The 16787-nt window shown below is 70.5% G+C and carries 12 protein-coding genes and 1 tRNA gene; 7 read left to right on the forward strand and 6 right to left on the reverse strand.

All coding sequences use genetic code 11. From position 1 onward, the window contains the following. Nucleotides 1-116: 116 nt before the first annotated feature. From K3769_RS33110 to K3769_RS33120, 3 genes are read right to left on the reverse strand one after another with little or no spacing between them, the layout of a single operon-like run. Complete coding sequence (locus K3769_RS33110) at nt 117-2261, reverse strand: acetate--CoA ligase family protein (protein WP_267029927.1); 2145 nt, start codon at nt 2259-2261, stop codon at nt 117-119. Nucleotides 2262-2264: 3 nt separating this feature from the next. Then, entirely contained in the window at nt 2265-3569 is a 1305-nt protein-coding gene (frc, locus tag K3769_RS33115; RefSeq protein ID WP_267029928.1) for a formyl-CoA transferase, read from the reverse strand. Between the two features lie 10 nt (nt 3570-3579). Beyond that, entirely contained in the window at nt 3580-5265 is a 1686-nt protein-coding gene (locus tag K3769_RS33120) for a thiamine pyrophosphate-binding protein (protein ID WP_267029929.1), read from the reverse strand. A gap of 200 nt (nt 5266-5465) precedes the next feature. On the opposite strand from K3769_RS33120, the gene sucC reads away from it, so the two are divergent. From sucC to K3769_RS33145, 5 genes are all read left to right on the forward strand, one after another. Further along, nucleotides 5466-6596, forward strand: a complete 1131-nt coding sequence (sucC, locus tag K3769_RS33125) for an ADP-forming succinate--CoA ligase subunit beta (protein ID WP_267029930.1) — start codon at nt 5466-5468, stop codon at nt 6594-6596. A gap of 11 nt (nt 6597-6607) precedes the next feature. Further along, on the forward strand, nt 6608-7507 hold the full coding sequence (gene sucD / locus K3769_RS33130; RefSeq protein WP_267029931.1) for a succinate--CoA ligase subunit alpha: 900 nt from the start codon (nt 6608-6610) through the stop codon (nt 7505-7507). A gap of 269 nt (nt 7508-7776) precedes the next feature. Next, nucleotides 7777-9342, forward strand: a complete 1566-nt coding sequence (locus tag K3769_RS33135; RefSeq protein ID WP_267029932.1) for an aldehyde dehydrogenase family protein — start codon at nt 7777-7779, stop codon at nt 9340-9342. A 218-nt stretch (nt 9343-9560) separates the two neighbouring features. After that, nucleotides 9561-9645, forward strand: a tRNA-Leu gene (locus tag K3769_RS33140). Between the two features lie 239 nt (nt 9646-9884). After that, the gene (locus tag K3769_RS33145; protein WP_267029933.1) at nt 9885-10595 is read left to right on the forward strand and encodes a response regulator; all 711 of its coding nucleotides are present in this window, start codon (nt 9885-9887) and stop codon (nt 10593-10595) included. A gap of 3 nt (nt 10596-10598) precedes the next feature. Here the strand turns inward: K3769_RS33145 and K3769_RS33150 are convergent, their stop codons facing one another. After that, entirely contained in the window at nt 10599-12209 is a 1611-nt protein-coding gene (locus K3769_RS33150; protein WP_267029934.1) for an aKG-HExxH-type peptide beta-hydroxylase, read from the reverse strand. Nucleotides 12210-12363: 154 nt separating this feature from the next. Next, nucleotides 12364-12498 (reverse strand): hypothetical protein, encoded by a 135-nt coding sequence (locus K3769_RS33155; protein ID WP_263973071.1) that lies wholly within the window; start codon nt 12496-12498, stop codon nt 12364-12366. A 315-nt stretch (nt 12499-12813) separates the two neighbouring features. Between K3769_RS33155 and K3769_RS33160 the strand changes: the two genes are divergently transcribed. Beyond that, entirely contained in the window at nt 12814-14460 is a 1647-nt protein-coding gene (locus K3769_RS33160; RefSeq protein ID WP_267029935.1) for a serine/threonine-protein kinase, read from the forward strand. 315 nt (nt 14461-14775) lie between these two features. Here the strand turns inward: K3769_RS33160 and K3769_RS33165 are convergent, their stop codons facing one another. Continuing rightward, a complete protein-coding gene (locus tag K3769_RS33165; RefSeq protein WP_267029936.1) occupies nt 14776-15708 on the reverse strand; it encodes a hypothetical protein in 933 nt (310 codons plus the stop codon). A 347-nt stretch (nt 15709-16055) separates the two neighbouring features. Here K3769_RS33165 and K3769_RS33170 point away from each other — a divergent pair, with 347 nt between their 5' ends. Next, complete coding sequence (locus tag K3769_RS33170) at nt 16056-16784, forward strand: DUF1684 domain-containing protein (RefSeq protein WP_267029937.1); 729 nt, start codon at nt 16056-16058, stop codon at nt 16782-16784. Nucleotides 16785-16787: the final 3 nt, after the last annotated feature.

The raw sequence follows: 16787 nt of genomic DNA on the forward strand, positions 1-16787 counted from the left end.
AGCACCCCTTGCGTCGAAAGATCTGGCCAGCGCCCCCTGTCCAATGCCTTTCGTGTGCGCACGGGTCCCGGGGCGGGCCGACGCGCACCGTCGGCCCGCCCGCGCACCGGGTCAGGTCATGAACCGCCCCCCAACAGCCCTGCCGCCCGCGCCCAGCGGTACTTCGCACCGAGCACCGCCACCGGCTTCTCCGTCGTGTACGGGTAGGCCACGACCCCGTGCTCGAAGAGGTACTGGCAGGCCTCCTCGACCTCGACGTCGCCCGCGAGCGACGCCACGACGGGCTTCTCGATCCCACGCTCCCTGAATTCGGCCACCACGCGCGCGGTGAGCTCGGCGAAGACCATGGGAGGGGTCACGATGGTGTGCCAGTAACCGAGGACCAGTGAGTGGATCCGCGGATCCTCGAGACCGAGCCTGATCGTCGCCTCGTACGTCGAGGGGGGCTCGCCGCCCGTGATGTCCACCGGGTTGCCGGCGGCTCCGAAGGGCGGGATGAACGTCCGGAAGGAAGCGTCCAGGTCCGGCGGGATCTCCATCAGGGTCAGGCCGTTGTCGGTCACCGCGTCGGACAGCAGTACGCCACTGCCGCCGGCGCCCGTGATGATCACGATGTTGTCGCCTTGAGGCGTAGGCAGCACCGGCAACGCGCGCGCGTACTCCAGCATCTCGTTCAGGCCGGGCGCCCTGATGACGCCGGCCTGCTTCAGGATGTCCTCGTACACGGCGTCGTCGCCCGCGAGGGCGCCCGTGTGCGAGCCCGCGGCCTTCGCCCCGGCGGCCGTACGACCCGCCTTCAGGACGATCACCGGCTTCTTGGGGACGGTCGCCCGGGCGGCCTCCACGAAGGCCCGCCCGTCCTTGAGGTCCTCCAGGTGCATCGCGATGCACTTGGTGTTGGGGTCCTCGCCGAACCACGTCAGCAGGTCGTCCTCGTCGAGGTCCGACTTGTTGCCGAGACCCACGATCGCGGAGACACCCGTCTTCGTAGTGCGCGCGAAGCCCAGAATGGCCATCCCTATGCCACCGGACTGCGAGGTGAGCGCGACACCGCCCTTCACGTCGTACGGCGTGCAGAACGTGGCACACAGGTCCTGCCACGTCGAGTAGTAGCCGTAGATGTTCGGTCCGAGCAGCCGCACGCCGTACCGCTCGCCGATGGCCACGATCTCGTCCTGGAGTCCCTGCTCACCGGTCTCCGCGAACCCGGAGGGGATCAGTACGGCGTTGGGGATCCCCTTGCGTCCCACCTCCTCCAGGGCCGAGGCCACGAACTTGGCCGGGATGGCGAAGACCGCCACATCCACCTCACCGGGAACGTCGGTGACACTCTTGTACGCCTTGCGGCCGAGAATGTCATCGGCCTTGGGGTTCACCGGATGGATCTCTCCGGAGAAACCGCCGTCGATGAGATTGCGCATGACCGAATTGCCGATCTTGCCCTGCTCGTTGGAGGCGCCGATCACGGCCACCGACGACGGCTGCATCAGCCGGCGCATCGAGGTGAGGATCTCCTCGCGGCCGTACCTGCGCCGAGGCTTGGGCACCGACTCGGCGAGGATGACCCGGATGTCCGCGGCCATCGCGCCCTCCGGCGTGGCGATCACCGGGTTCAGGTCCACCTCGGCGATCTCGGGGAAGTCCGAGACCAGTTCGGAGACCCGGCGGATCTGCTCGGCGACCGCCCACCGGTCCACCGCGGGCGCGCCCCGCACCCCGCGCAGGATCTCCGCGGCCCGGATCGAGTCCAGCATCGACAGCGCCTCGTCGGGGTCGACGGGCGCCAGCCGGAACGTGATGTCTTTCAGGACCTCGACCAGCACACCGCCGAGCCCGAACGCCACGATCTTCCCGAACGTCGGATCGGTCACCGCGCCGACGATCACCTCCTGCCCCTGGGGCAGCAGTTCCTGCACCTGTACGCCCTCGATGCGGGCCCCCGCGTCGTAAGCCCGCGCATTTTCGATGATCTTGTGGAAGGCGGCGCGTACGTCCGCCGCGCCCTCCACGCCCACGATCACGCCGCCCGCGTCGGTCTTGTGGAGGATGTCCGGAGAGACGATCTTCATCACGACGGGGCCGCCGAAGCGCGCCGCGTAGGCGACCGCCTCGTCGACGTCGGTCGCCAGCTCCTCACCCGGAACGGCGATCCCGTACGCGTCGGCGACCACCTTGCCCTCGGGAGCGGTCAGCGCCGTCCGCCCTGAGGCCCGCACGGCGTCGAGGAGCCCGCGTACCCGCAGCACCCGGTCTTCGGCCATCAATCAGATCACTCCGTTCGACTTGAGCAGGCGCAGCTCTTCGTCGCCGAGCCCGAGCTCGCCGACGTACACCTCTTCGTTGTGCTCGCCGAGCAGCGGCGAACTGGTGACGTCCACGGGGGAGTCGGAGAGCTTCAGGGGGCTGCCCACGGTCACGAAGTCGCCCCGCTGGGGATGCGGCACCGTCACGACCATCTCGTTGGCGACCAGCGACTCGTCCTCGATGATCTCCTTGGTGGACAGGATCGGGCCGCACGGGATGTTGTGGGCGTTGAGCTGCTCCAGCACCTGCCACTTGGGGAGCGTGGACGACCACTCCTCGATGAGCTGGAACATCTTGGTGAGCTGCGGCAGGCGGGCCTCGGGGGTCGCCCACTCGGGATCCTCCGCCAGCTCGGGCCGGCCGATCAGCTCGGAGAGCGGCTTCCAGCCGACGGGCTGCACGATGACGTACACGTAGTCGTTGGGGCCGCCCGGCGCGCACTTGACGGCCCAGCCGGGCTGCCCGCCGCCGGACGCGTTTCCGGACCTGGGAACTTCGTCGCCGAAGTCGTCGTTGGGATATTCAGCCAGCGGCCCATGCCCGAGGCGCTGCTGGTCCCGCAGTTTCACCCGGCACAGATTCAGTACCGCGTGCTGCATCGCCACGTTCACCCGCTGCCCGCGTCCCGTGTTCTCCCGCTGGAACAGGGCGGCGAGGATCGCGGCCACCGCGTGGATGCCCGTGCCCGAGTCACCGATCTGGGCTCCCGTCGCCAGCGGCGGCCCGTCCTCGAAACCGGTGGTCGACATCGACCCGCCCATGGCCTGAGCGACGACCTCGTACGCCTTGAAGTTGGTGTACGGGCCGTCCCCGAACCCCTTGATGGAGGCATAGACGATTCGCGGGTTGATCTCCTGGATGCGGTCCCAGGTGAAGCCCATGCGGTCGACCGCGCCCGGCCCGAAGTTCTCGACCATGACGTCCGAGCGCCGGATCAGCTCGGTGAGGATCTCCTTGCCGCGCTCGGTCTTGGTGTTGAGGGTGATGCTCCGCTTGTTGCAGTTGAGCATCGTGAAGTAGAGGGAGTCGACGTCCGGGAGATCGCGCAGCTGCTTGCGCGTGATGTCCCCGGTCGGCGCCTCCAGTTTGACGACGTCCGCGCCGAGCCACGCGAGCAGCTGGGTGGCGGAGGGGCCGGACTGGACGTGCGTCATGTCGAGGACACGGATGCCTTCGAGAGCCTTGGCCGAGGTCGACGGCGTTCCCGCGGTCGCCTGCGCGGAGGTCGTGGCCGACGTCGTGGTCGACGCTGACGTTGTTGTCACCGGTTCCACCTCACTTGTACATCGTCTGGTTCATGGTTCCGGGGGCGTACGCGTCCGGGTCGACCCAGACGTTGATGAGCGAGGGCTTGCCCGACTCCCGGGCGCGCCGGAGGGCGGGGCCGATGTCGGCGGGGTCGCGGACCTCCTCGCCGTAACCGCCCAGCATCTGCGCGAACTTGTCGTAGTGGACGTCGCCGAGGGTGTTGCCGACGCGCTCGCGCTCCAGGCCGTACTTGGCGGCCTGGCCGTAGCGGATCTGGTTCATGGAGGAGTTGTTGCCGACGATGCCGACGAAGGGGAGGTCGTAGCGGACGAGGGTTTCGAAGTCCCAGCCGGTGAGGGAGAAGGCGCCGTCCCCGAAGAGGGCGACGACCTCCTTGTCGGGCCGTGCCTTCTTGGCGGCCAGCACGAAGGGGATGCCGACGCCGAGTGTGCCGAGCGGTCCCGGGTCCATCCAGTGACCGGGGGACTTGGGCTGGACGACCTGCCCGGAGAAGGTGACGATGTCGCCGCCGTCCCCGATGTAGACGGAGTCCTCGGTCAGGAAGTCGTTGATCTCACTGACCAGCCGGTACGGGTGGATCGGCGAGGCGTCGGATTTCAGGCTCGGCAGCCGCTTCTCGATGGCGCTCTGCTCGGCGGCGCGCAGCTCGTCGAGCCACTCCTTGCGCTTGGACGCGCCCCCGTTCAGGCGTCCGGAGGCGGCCTCCGCGACCGACTTCAGGACGAGCCCCGGGTCCCCGACGATGCCGAGGTCGATGTCCCGGTTCTTGCCGACGGTCCGGTAGTCGAGGTCGATCTGCACGACGGTCGCGTCCGGCGACAGCCGCTTGCCGTAGCCCATGCGGAAGTCGAAGGGCGTGCCGACGATGACGATGACGTCGGCGTTGGAGAAGGCGTACCGGCGGGAGAGCTGGAAGTGGTGCGGGTCGCCCGGCGGCAGCGTGCCGCGTCCGGCGCCGTTCATGTAGGCGGGGATGTTGAGGGTGCGTACGAGGTCGACGGCGGACGCGGTGCCCCGGGTCGTCCACACCTGGCTGCCCAGCAGGATCGCCGGCTTCTCGGCGTGCACGAGGAGGTCGGCGAGCTTCTCGACGGCCTCGGGGTCACCGGCCGAGCGGGTCGAGGCCCGGTACTGCCCGGCGGCGGGCACCCGGGCCTTGTCCACCGGCACCTTGGCGTCCAGGACATCGCGCGGGATCTCCAGGAAGGACGGTCCGGGCGCCCCGTGGTAGCACTCGCGGAACGCCATGGACACCATGTCGGCGGCCCGCGCGGTGTCCGGCACGGTCGCCGCGAACTTGGTGATCGGCGTCATCATGTCGACGTGCGGCAGGTCCTGCAGGGACCCCATCTTGTGCTGGGTATGGGCCCCCTGACCGCCGATGAGCAGCATGGGGGACTCCGCGCGGAAGGCGTTGGCGACACCCGTCACGGCGTCGGTCGTGCCGGGTCCCGCGGTGACGACGGCGCAGCCGGGCTTGCCGGTGATGCGCGCGTAACCGTCGGCGGCGTGGGCGGCGACCTGCTCGTGGCGTACGTCGACGACCTCGATGCCCTCGTCGACGCAGCCGTCGTAGATGTCGATGATGTGGCCGCCGCAGAGGGTGTAGATGACCTCCACACCCTCCGCTTTGAGTGCCTTGGCGACCAGGTGCCCACCGGAGATGAGGTTCTGGCTGTTGTCGTCGGGCATGGCGAAGTCCTGTCCCTTCGTAGGGGATTGGGCGCGCCGAAGCGCAGCTCATACGTGCAGCTCATACGTGGTGCGCGCACTGTTCGTGGATGCCGTCGCGGTACATTGCATACAGTCGACGAATACTGTATGAAGCTTGTTATCCCGCATCCGGTGGGTGGTGTCCAGGGGGCGTGCGGCACTTTTCAGAGGGAGCCGAGATGGACCTGTTCGAGCACCAGGCAAGGGAACTCTTCCAAGAACACGGCATCTTGGTGCCGAGGGCGGAGGTCACCGACTCGCCCAAGGAGGCACGCGAGAGCGCCCGCCGACTGGGCGGTCGCGTCGTGGTCAAGGCGCAGGTGAAGACCGGCGGCCGGGGCAAGGCGGGCGGCGTGAAACTTGCCGCCGACCCGGCCGCCGCCGAACTGACCGCACGCCAGATCCTCGGCATGGATATCAAGGGCCACCGGGTCGGCAAGGTGATGCTGGCCCAACCGGTCGACATCGACGCAGAGTTCTACGTCAGTTACGTACTCGACCGCGCGGCGGGCCGGTTCCTCGCGATCGCCTCGGCCGAGGGAGGCATGGACATCGAGGAGGTCGCCGCCACCCGCCCCGACGCGGTGGCGCGCATCCACATCGACCCGGCCGAGGGTGTCACCTCGGCGAAGGCCGCCGAGATCGCCGGGGCCGCCGGCCTGCCCCCGCAGACCGTCGACGTCCTGGTCAGGCTCTGGGACGTACTCGTCCGCGAGGACGCCGTCCTCGTCGAGGTCAACCCCCTCGTCCGTACGGCGCAGGGGCAGATCCTCGCCCTCGACGGCAAGGTCACCCTCGACGACAACGCCCGCTTCCGGCAGGCACGGTGGGGCAGCCAGGAGGCGGCGCACGACGACCCGCTGGAGTCGGCCGCCGCGGCCAAGGGCCTCAACTACGTGAAACTGGACGGCGAGGTCGGCATCATCGGCAACGGCGCCGGTCTCGTCATGTCCACCCTCGACGTGGTGGCCGGCTGCGGCGCGCGCCCCGCCAACTTCCTAGACATCGGCGGCGGCGCCTCCGCCCAGATCATGGCCGACGGCCTCTCCGTCATCCTCTCCGACCCCGCCGTCAAGTCGGTCTTCGTCAACGTCTTCGGCGGCATCACCGCCTGCGACGCGGTCGCCGACGGCATCGTGCAGGCCCTGGAAACGGTCCGGTTGACCAAACAGCTGGTCGTCCGGCTCGACGGCAACAACGCCGTACGGGGCCGCGCGATCCTCGACGACCGCGCGCACCCCCTGGTCCAGCAGGCCACCACCATGGACGGCGCCGCGCGCCGCGCCGCCCGACTCGCCGACGCAGTCTGAAGGAGCGGTACATGGCCATCTACCTCACCAAAGAGAGCAAGGTCCTCGTCCAGGGAATGACCGGCGGCGAGGGCATGAAGCACACCCGGCGCATGCTCGCGGCGGGCACAGACGTGGTCGGCGGCGTCAACCCGCGCAAGGCCGGCCGGAGCGTCGACTTCGACGACCGGGCCGTCCCCGTCTTCGGCTCCGTACGCGAAGGCATCGAGGCGACCGGCGCCGACGTCAGCGTCGTCTTCGTCCCGCCGGCCTTCGCCAAGGCGGCGGTCGTCGAAGCCGCCGACGCCGGCATCGGCCTCGCCGTCGTCATCACGGAGGGCATCCCGGTCCACGACTCGGTCGCCTTCACCGCCTACGCGAAGGCCAAGGGCACCCGGATCGTCGGCCCGAACTGCCCCGGCCTGATCACCCCGGGCCAGGCCAACGCGGGCATCATCCCCGCCGACATCACCAAGCCCGGCCGTATCGGCCTGGTCTCCAAGTCCGGCACGCTCACCTATCAGCTCATGTACGAGCTGCGTGACATCGGCTTCTCGACCTGCGTCGGCATCGGCGGCGACCCCGTGGTCGGCACGACACACATCGACTGCCTCGCCGCTTTCCAGGACGACCCCGACACCGAACTCATCGTTCTCATCGGGGAGATCGGCGGTGACGCGGAGGAGCGCGCGGCCGCGTACGTCCGCGACCACGTCACCAAACCCGTCATCGGCTACATCGCCGGCTTCACCGCCCCCGAGGGCAAGACGATGGGCCACGCCGGCGCCATCGTGTCCGGCTCCTCCGGCACCGCACAGGCGAAGAAGGAAGCCCTGGAAGCGGCCGGCGTCCAGGTGGGCGACACCCCGACCGGGACGGCCCGCCTCGTGATGGCCCACCTCGAAGCGCAACGTGATGTCACTCATAGTTGACCTGACGTCACTTACGGACGCCACGACGCGTCGCTAGCGTCACCGGTACGCAATTCCCGTGCGATGCGCGACGAGCGACGTGCGACGCATCACGCGACGCGCATCACGCGACACACAACACGCGACGCGCATCACGCGACACACAACACGCGACACACGACGCACGACGCACGACGTCCCCGTGCCGGGCGCGCACCGCCGGCGCACGCGTACGCGGGACCAGCCATGAACGACCGCCCCCGACTGTGCACCGAGAGCGGAGCAACCGAATGGCACCCACCCATACGCCCATCCACACACCCACCCTCACCCTCAAATCCCACACCTCGTGGACCGACGCCTGGCAGCGCTGTCTCGCCGTGGCGCCCGAGGCCTTCCAGGACGACCGCGTCCGCAACCTCTGGGGCGCCGCCTGGCAGGCGGACGGCCGGGCGCTGCCCGCCACCAGCCCCGTCGACGGCAGCCCCATCGCGGGCCCGCCGCGACTGGACGCCGCCACGGCCCACCAGGCCGTCCGCGCCGCCCTCGACCACCACCGCGCCTGGCGCCACGTACCCCTCGAAGAGCGCCGGGCCCGAGTGGCGGCCACCCTCGACGCGCTCACGGAGCACCGGGAACTGCTCGCCCTCCTCCTCGTCTGGGAGATCGGCAAGCCCTGGCGGCTCGCGCGGGCCGACGTCGACCGCGCCATCGACGGCGTGCGCTGGTACGTCGACGGCATCGAACCCATGCTCGCGGGCCGGACCCCGCTGGACGGACCCGTGTCCAACATCGCGAGCTGGAACTACCCGATGAGCGTGCTCGTTCACGCAGTACTGGTACAGGCACTGGCAGGCAACGCGGTCATCGCCAAGACCCCGACCGACGGCGGCGTCGCCTGCCTGACCCTGGCCTGTGCGCTCGCCGCCCGCGAGGGGATACCCGTCACCCTTGTCAGTGGCAGCGGAGGTGAACTGTCCCAGGCGCTCGTGCGTGCGCCCGAGATCGGTTGCGTCTCCTTCGTCGGCGGCCGGGACGCGGGCGCCTCGGTGGCCACGGCCGTCGCCGACCTCGGCAAACGGCACATACTGGAGCAGGAAGGACTGAACACCTGGGGCATCTGGAACCACACCGACTGGGACACGCTGACGGCCGTCATCCCGAAGCTCTTCGACTACGGCAAACAGCGCTGCACGGCCTACCCGCGCTTCGTCGTCCAGCGTGAGCTGTTCGACGAGTTCCTCGCGGCGTACCTCCCGGCGGTCGGCACCCTCCGCGTCGGCCACCCCCTGGCCGTCGAGCACCCCGACGACCCGTATCCGCAACTGGACTTCGGGCCGGTGATCAACGCGGCCAAGGCGAAGGAACTGCACGACCAGGTCGCCGAGGCCATCGACCGCGGGGCCGTCCCCCTGCACCGCGGCAAGCTCGCCGACGCCCGCTTCCTGCCCGGCCAGGACACCTCGGCGTACGTCCAGCCGGTCACCATCCTGAACCCGCCCCCTTCCTCTCCACTCCACCACGCGGAACCCTTCGGCCCGGTCGACACGATCGTCCTGGTAGACACGGAGGCGGAACTGCTGGCCGCGATGAACGCGTCGAACGGGGCGCTGGTCGCGACCCTGTCCACCGACGACGAGACCACGTACAAGCGGCTGGCCCCGCAGATCCGCGCCTTCAAGGTCGGCCACGGCAAGCCCCGCTCCCGGGGCGACCGCGACGAGCTGTTCGGCGGCTTCGGTGCGTCCTGGCGCGGCGCGTTCGTCGGCGGCGAACTGCTGGTGCGCGCGGTCACGCAGGGCCCGGCGGGGGAGCGGCTGCCAGGGAACTTCCCGGAGTACCACTCGATGCCGTGACCCGCTCCACCCCGCCCGCGGCACTTCTCCCGAAACCGTTCTCCCGTCACTGTTCGCCGTAGCATTTCAGTCACCCTGTGTGACGACGTGGAGCGTCGTCCGCGCCCCGGCCCGGAGCCCGCCGGGGCGCGGAAACGCAGGTGAAAGCCACTCCGAAAGCTTGGTATTGTTGTCCATGTCGCCGCGGGGAACACCCCCGTCCAAGCGGCAGGCACCTTGTCCGGGTGGCGGAATGGCAGACGCGCTAGCTTGAGGTGCTAGTGCCCTTTATCGGGCGTGGGGGTTCAAGTCCCCCCTCGGACACTCACCACAGCGGTACGCGAATGAGGGCTACGACCTAAGAGTCGTGGCCCTTTTCGCATATCGCCACCACGGCCCGCCCGCCGGACCGGGCGATTTCCCGGAGTGCTCGGAGCTGCCGTCGCGGCGCAACGGTCCGCCGCGCCACAGGAGTTCTACCCTGCAATCGGACGCTGATCATGACGGCGTGAGGTAGCGCTCTGTAACGCCTCACGCCAGCCCGGGTGTGAGGATGAACGAGAATGGCCGAAGAGGTCCACGACGCCGATACGTCCGTGGTGTTGTCCGTGGTGTTGATAGAGAGCATTCCGCTGGTTCTGAGCGGCCTGCGGTCCGCGCTCGAGGACGGCGGGATCGGCGTTGTCGCGGGGACCCACGATCCGCACGCCGGCGTCCAGGCGGTCCGGGAGGAGAAGCCCGACGTGGTCCTCGTCGACCTCGACCTGCCGGCCCACGCCGGAATCGGACTGCTCCAGCAGCTGCGCCGCCAGGGCCCGCGTCCGCGGCTGGTCGCCATGGTTTCCCCGGACCACGACGACGACAAGCTGCTGCTGACAGCGCTCATGGCGGGGGCCACCGGCTACCTGCTCAAGAACACGGACACGGCGGACCTGCTGCGTACCGTGCGAGCCGTGCGACGCGGGTACGTGACGCTGGGGCCCCGGTCCGGCAGCGAGCTGTCCGCTCTGCTGAAACGCCTCGCGGAGGCCGACGAGACCCTCCCGTTCCCGGCCCTGACGAACCGGGAACGGGAAGTGCTGCGCCTGGTCTCCCTCGGCTACGGGAACCGCCGGATAGCCCAGGAGCTGTTCATAGCGGAGAAGACCGTACGCAACTACGTCTCCGCCATACTGCCGAAGATCAACGTGTCGAACCGTCTTGAGGCCATCGTCTCCGCCCGGCTGACCGGCCTGGAAACCGCCTACCCGGACACGGGCTCGGCGGGCGCGTAGGTGTCACCCGTCCTGTGTGACCAGGCCGGAGGCCACGAGCAGGCGCAGGCTCTCGCCGACCTGCCGGCCGACCTCCTCCGAGCCGGCGGTGAGACCCGCGGCCCGCGCGTAGGCCGTGTGCAGCGAGGCCGGGTCACGTCCGTCACACAGTGAGTAGACGGTCCACGAGCGGGCGTTCAGCCAGTGCATCCGGGCCGACCGTGCGGGGCTGACGACGAGTTGCCCGAGAGCGGGCAGGGCGCACGCGTCCACCGGAGTGACGCGTTGCAGGGCACCGCCTGTGGAGCCACCCTGCTGAGAAGACCCCGGACCGGTGGGCCGAGTCGTCGCCTCATCCCGCTCACGAGGCCGCGGCGCGCTCCCGTCCACCAGCCGCAGGGCGGTGAGGAGCCAGCGGGCGAACCGGTGACCGTGCTCGGTGAGCGCCTCGTCCGGCAGCGACAGTACGCACTCGGCGAGATGGCGGGCCCGTGCCGCACTGGTGCGGTACTCGCCGTTCAGGGCGGCGGGGGTACCCGGGCTCGGCTCGTCGAGGTCCTCGGCTGGCGGGGGCGGGCCGAACCTCTCCCGGACCGCCTCATCCGCCGTGTCGGCCGCGGCCCGGAAGACCAGCAGATGCACGTAGAAGTGCAGGGCGACGAACACCCGGATGACCGTCCAGGGGCGGATCCGCCACGGGATGGGGACCTGCTCGGTGGCGTTCCTGACCAGGGAACCCGTCCGGAGCGCGTCGAAGAGCTTGAGGTGGGCGCCCTCGTGCAGCAGGCTCTCGGCCGCGAGCCACGGAGACGTGCAGCGTTCGGGCGCGAGCAGCACGGTCGAGGGGAGCGGGTCGCCGCCCGACATGGACTGCAGGGGACCTTCCTCGCTCTCCCTGCTGGTGAAGCCGACCACGCTGACGTGCCCGAGGACACCGGCTCCGGCGGCGGGCAGCAGGGTGGCGAGGAGTTCCGCGCCGTCCCGCAGGCCGACGAGGGTCGCGTCCGTCGGATCGACGGGGCCCGTGGTCCGGCCGTCGCCGAGCGCGTCCCGGTACAGCTCCATCAGGCGCTCGGCCAGCAGTTTCTGCGCGTCCTCCTGTGGTGCGGGTTCGGCCAGCACCCAGGCGTCCCCGAGACCGGGCCAGGCGTCCCCGAGACCGGGCCAGGCGTCCCCGAGACCGGGCCAGGCGGGCCGATGCGGACGCATGAGGGCCTCGGAGGGACTCATGAGGGCTGCGGAGGGACCTGGGGAGGGTGCCTCGTCCGTGACCGGCGCGTCCGCCGCCGGACCGGTGGTCAGGTGACCGCGTACATACGTAGCGAAGGAGCTGCGTTCGAACCGGCCGCTGTCCAGCAGGGCGAGGTCGACCTCGAAGCAGTTGCGCAGCACGGGGTCGTACAGCAGCGGGCGCAGACGTTCGTCGGATGCGGCGGCCGTCTCCCGCAGCACGTCCGCGGCCCCGCCGTCGTGCCGCGCCAGCATGGTGAGGCCCAGCCGGAAGCGGGCGAGGTTGCGCTCGCCGATGGCGGGGGAGTCGCCGAACTGCCGGTCGGCACAGAGCAGGGTGTCGGCCTGCGCCACCCGGTCGGTGGAGGGTGAGGCCGGCTGGGCGGCGGGGAGCGAGGGGGACAACGACGGACCGTCCTTCGGGGGCGCGGGCGAGATGACGGACGTGGAACCTGGGACGACCGGCACCGAACCCGCCACGGATCCGGTGCCGACCGAACGCGTCGTATGTCGTATGTCGTACGACATACGACGAACGACATACGACGGACGACGTACGTCAGGCGGCGCGAACCGCCTGGTACGACGGGAGCCAGGCCCGCTCCTCCGGCGCGTCGACGGCCACCAGCGGCGACTCGTCGTCGAGGTACGTCTGCGGAGCCAGCTCGGGGGTCTCGATGAGGTCCACCAGCATGTCTTCAGTCCCTTCGGTCGTGTGCGGACGGAATGTTCCCGGCGAGGGATCACCCCACCAGGAACATCATCTTCCGCTACCGCACGTCCCACACCGAGAGGAGCGTTGTCCCGGAAACTGTCCCGTACACCCGACCCCGCCACCGACCCCACCACCGGCCGCGGCACCCGGTCCGGCTTCGGGCCGGACGGCCTCCGGTCCACTTCGCTCGGCTGTCGTCGCGACGTCAGTTCCCACCGCTATGCTCGCCGGTGTTCGAGTGATGCATGGGGCCGGTGGCGAGGAAGCCGTCGGGAGGGGCGTGAGGCGGGCGTGTTGTCCGGCAGTGATGAGCAGCAGGGTGCGGCGCACACGGCACGCAGTGCCGGACGCCTGATCGCGGGTCGGTACCGGCTGATCGACCAGCTCGGCAGGGGCGGCATGGGCACCGTCTGGCGGGCCCACGACCAACTGCTCGCACGCGATGTCGCGGCCAAGGAACTGCACGTCTTCACCCAGGGCGACGAGGACCACCGCGTATGGCTGCGCCGTGCTGTGCGGGAGGCGCGGGTGGTGGCCAGGGTGCCGCACCCGCATGTGGTCGGCGTCCACGACCTCGTCGAGTACGACGACCGGCTGTGGATCGTCATGGAACTCATCGACGGCCCCTCCCTCGCCCAACTCCTGGCCCAGAACGGCCCGTTGGAGCCGACGCGGGTCGCCGCGCTCGGTGCGCAACTGCTCGGCGCGCTCGACGCCGTGCACGCCGCCGGAGCCCTGCACCGGGACGTCAAACCGGCCAACGTCCTGCTTCGCCGCGACGGCAGCGCGGTCCTGACGGACTTCGGTATCGCCGTCCTCGACGACGGCGAGGCATTCACCAACTCCGGCGAATTCGCGGGCTCCGTCGAGTACATGGCGCCCGAACGCGTCAACGGCGGTGAGGTCGGTCCCGCTTCGGACCTGTGGTCGCTGGCCGCGACCCTCGTCACCGCCGCCACCGGGGCGTCGCCCTTCCGCCGTCCCGCGCACGCGGCCACCCTGCACGCGGTCGCGTACGAACAGCCCAACCTCCCGGCGCAGTTGGGCCCGTTGCTCCCGGCCGTCGAGGCGCTGCTGCGCAAGGCGCCCGAGGAGCGGCCCTCCATCCCCGACGCGACCACCGCACTGCGGCACGCCGCCGAGGGCCTCGCGGCCGACCCGAGGTCGCTGCCCTCGGCCACCGTCCGGATCGCGATCCCGGCCGGCGCCTCCCTCGCGGACGCGGAGAGCCGGACCCGTCAGCACGTCCCGTGGACGGACCGGGCGACACCCACGTCGCGCACTTCGCGGTACGACGCAGCGACCGCGTCCGCGATGATGCGCAGGGACGAGGACCGGCGCGACAGACGGGTCCTGGGGCTGGTGGTCTCCTCGGTCGCCCTCGTCTTCGCGGGGGCCGGACTCGGCCTCTTCCTCGCCGGGGTCCCGCCGTTCGAACGGGCCGCGCAGGCCGACGCGTCGGACGGCAGGGACCAGGGGACGGAGGCCGGGATCTCCCTGCCCGCCGGTACGCCCCTGCCGGCGACGCCCGTGGTCAACGAGGCGGTGATCCATGGCGCCGGCGGCTGGCAGCGGGCCACCGAGACGCTCATCCAGTCCGGCGACACGGTCACCGTCCGCTTCACCTCGGGGCAGTGGACCGTGGACCACCCCGAGATGCCACCGACGGGACCCGAGGGCTACGACGCCGAGACCGACAAGTCGCTCGACTTCGCCGCGGCGGACTGCAAGGTCAACGACTCGGCTCCCTTCGGCGCGCTCCTGGGGCGTTTCACCGAGAGCGGGGAGGGCGAGGAGAGCCACGTCGTGGGCAAGCAGTGGACCTTCGAGGCGGCGGCCGGAGGCACGCTGGAACTGCGCATCAACGACGCCGACGGCGGCTGCGTCGCCGACAACTCGGGCGACCTCTCCGTTACGGTGACGGTGGCCAAGGGCGCCTGAATGAGCGGCACTTGGGCTCCTTGTCGCCCGGTCCCCCGCGCTCTTGAGTCACCCGTGATCCTGCACGTACCGCACTCCTCGCGGCCCGTCCCCAGCGGTACGTGCGTTCCGGCGAAGGGGCGGTTGACGCCCATGCCGCCGAAGCCGGCGAACGCCTTCTTCGCGTGGGCGGACAGGTCGACCGGCGAGTCCGGCCGCGCACCATCCGGTGCGCCGCGCCGGTTCGGGTTTCCACACTCACCCCGGCCCAACGTGCCGCCCGGCTACCGCTCCCTCCGGCGTGCGTCAGCCCGAACCGCCCGGCTACCGCTTCGGCTACCGCTTCGGCTTGCGCCCCGGAGCGGTAGCCGACGCCAGCACTCCTGACTCGGCCGGTGCGTCCGGTGCGTCCGGTGCGTCCGGTGCGACCCGTGCGGACCGCGCGCCCCGTGCGGACTGCGCGACCCGTGCGGACCGCACGGCCGGTGCGGAATGCGCGGACCGTGCGCCCGGTGCCGCCCCCGCGGCAGCCACCCGCGCCCGTTCCGCCGGGGTGAGTGCCAAGGTCTCCAGTACGGCCGCCGCCTCCGCCCCACCCGGCGGATCGCCCGCCAGGTCGGCACAGAGATTGTCGACCAGCTCGTCCCGGTCGGCGAAACCTTCGGCGGTGAGGGCGACCAGGACCTCCAGCAGCCACCCCGGCCGTCCGAGGACAAGACGCCCCGGCCTCCGCACGGCGACGGGGAGGAGCGTCGGGGTGCAGGCGTCCGCCCGAAGCCGTTCCAGGAGGTCCGCGCCCGGTGCTCCGCCCAGTACCCGTGCGGGCCGCTCCCGGTTGGCGGCGCGGTTGAACAGCCAGGCCAGGATGAATCTGCGCGAGGCCGGCAGTGGACAGCCGGTGTCGTGGACGAGGTGCTCGGTGAGCGTGTACACCGTGTCCGAGGCCGTCGCCCGTTCGCCGAGCCGCGCGGCCAGTTCGGCGCGCCAGGCCACGGGGTGCAGGTCCAGGACGTCCACCGTCCAGGTGCCCACCTTGAAGTACCGGTACGCCAGGAGCCAGGACGCCGCCGCCTCGGGAGTGACCCGGCAGCCCAGTTCGGCGGCGGACAGGGCGGCCTTCACCTCCGGGGCGCTCGCCCGCCGGGAGGTCGCCGCACGGTGGGCCCGCAGCCCGGCCGCGCACGCCCCGCGCCGCTCCGGCGGCAGGGCGGCCAGCTCGCGGACCACGCCGGCGATGTCGCCGGCCTCTACAAGTTCGACCAGCTTCATCGTGCCGCCTTCATCCTTTACGTGCCGGTAAGCAGGCCCGGAACCACGTGAGTTGAGCCACGGGGGACACGCTAGGGCCGCGCACCGGCAGGACGAAGAAAACGTTCAGACGGCATCGATCAAGGAGGCGTGCGAGGGGTGCGAGGGGGCGTCCGGGGTGGCGGCTCCACGTGACGCGGTCCGGATGTGAGACTCGTCGTCTCGGCCTCCGAGACGGATGTTTGACATTAGGTGACCTTATGAACGATAAAGGACATGCTTTGAGCATCTATTAATGATCCGTGTTCGTCGCCACCGGCGAACCGGCACCCGCACCGCCGCCGCCCTCCTAGTCGAATGAGTCCGCCGTGCCCCAGCCCCCCGCCTCCCCGGCCTCCGTCGACCCCGGGGAGGAGTGGCAGGCCTGGCGTGCCGAGCGCCACCGCTCGCTCACCTCGCCGACCGGGAACCTCGCCCTCGTCGAGACCCGCTGGCTGCCGGCCGGCGAGGAGCCCGACGCCGAGGCCGTCCGCGCGGGACAGCCGGACAGCGTCACGGTCACCACGCTCCGGCGCACCGACCTCGTCACCGGTGAACCCGAGCACGGCCTGCGCCTGTGGGACGCGGACTCGCCCGCCATCCGCCACTTCGGCGGCGTCACCGCCTTCCCGTACGACCCGGCGTGGGTCCTGGAGGCGGTCTACACCCCCGTGCCCGGCGCCCGCCGCGTCGCCTTCGAGCATCTGAGGGACAACGGCGGCACCCGTGAGCTGGTCGTTCCGGGTGACATCTCGCTCACCGTCGACGGCCGCGCGTACACGCTCAGCGCCTTCGACGACGACGGCACCCTGCTGCTCGTCTTCGGCGATCCCACGAACGGGGACACCACCTACGGGGCCGGCCGTTTCCTGTTCGTACGGCGTACCGAGGACGACAACCGGGTGATCCTCGACTTCAACCGGGCCTTCGTGCCGCCCTGCGGGTTCTCCGATCAGTACAACTGTCCGATGCCGCCGCGACAGAACCGCTTCCACCTGGCCGTCGAGGCCGGTGAGAAGCTTCCCCTCTTCCGCGACGGCTTCCCGGTCGATCACTGATCG

The organism is Streptomyces ortus (assembly GCF_026341275.1).
GTDB lineage: Bacteria > Actinomycetota > Actinomycetes > Streptomycetales > Streptomycetaceae > Streptomyces > Streptomyces ortus.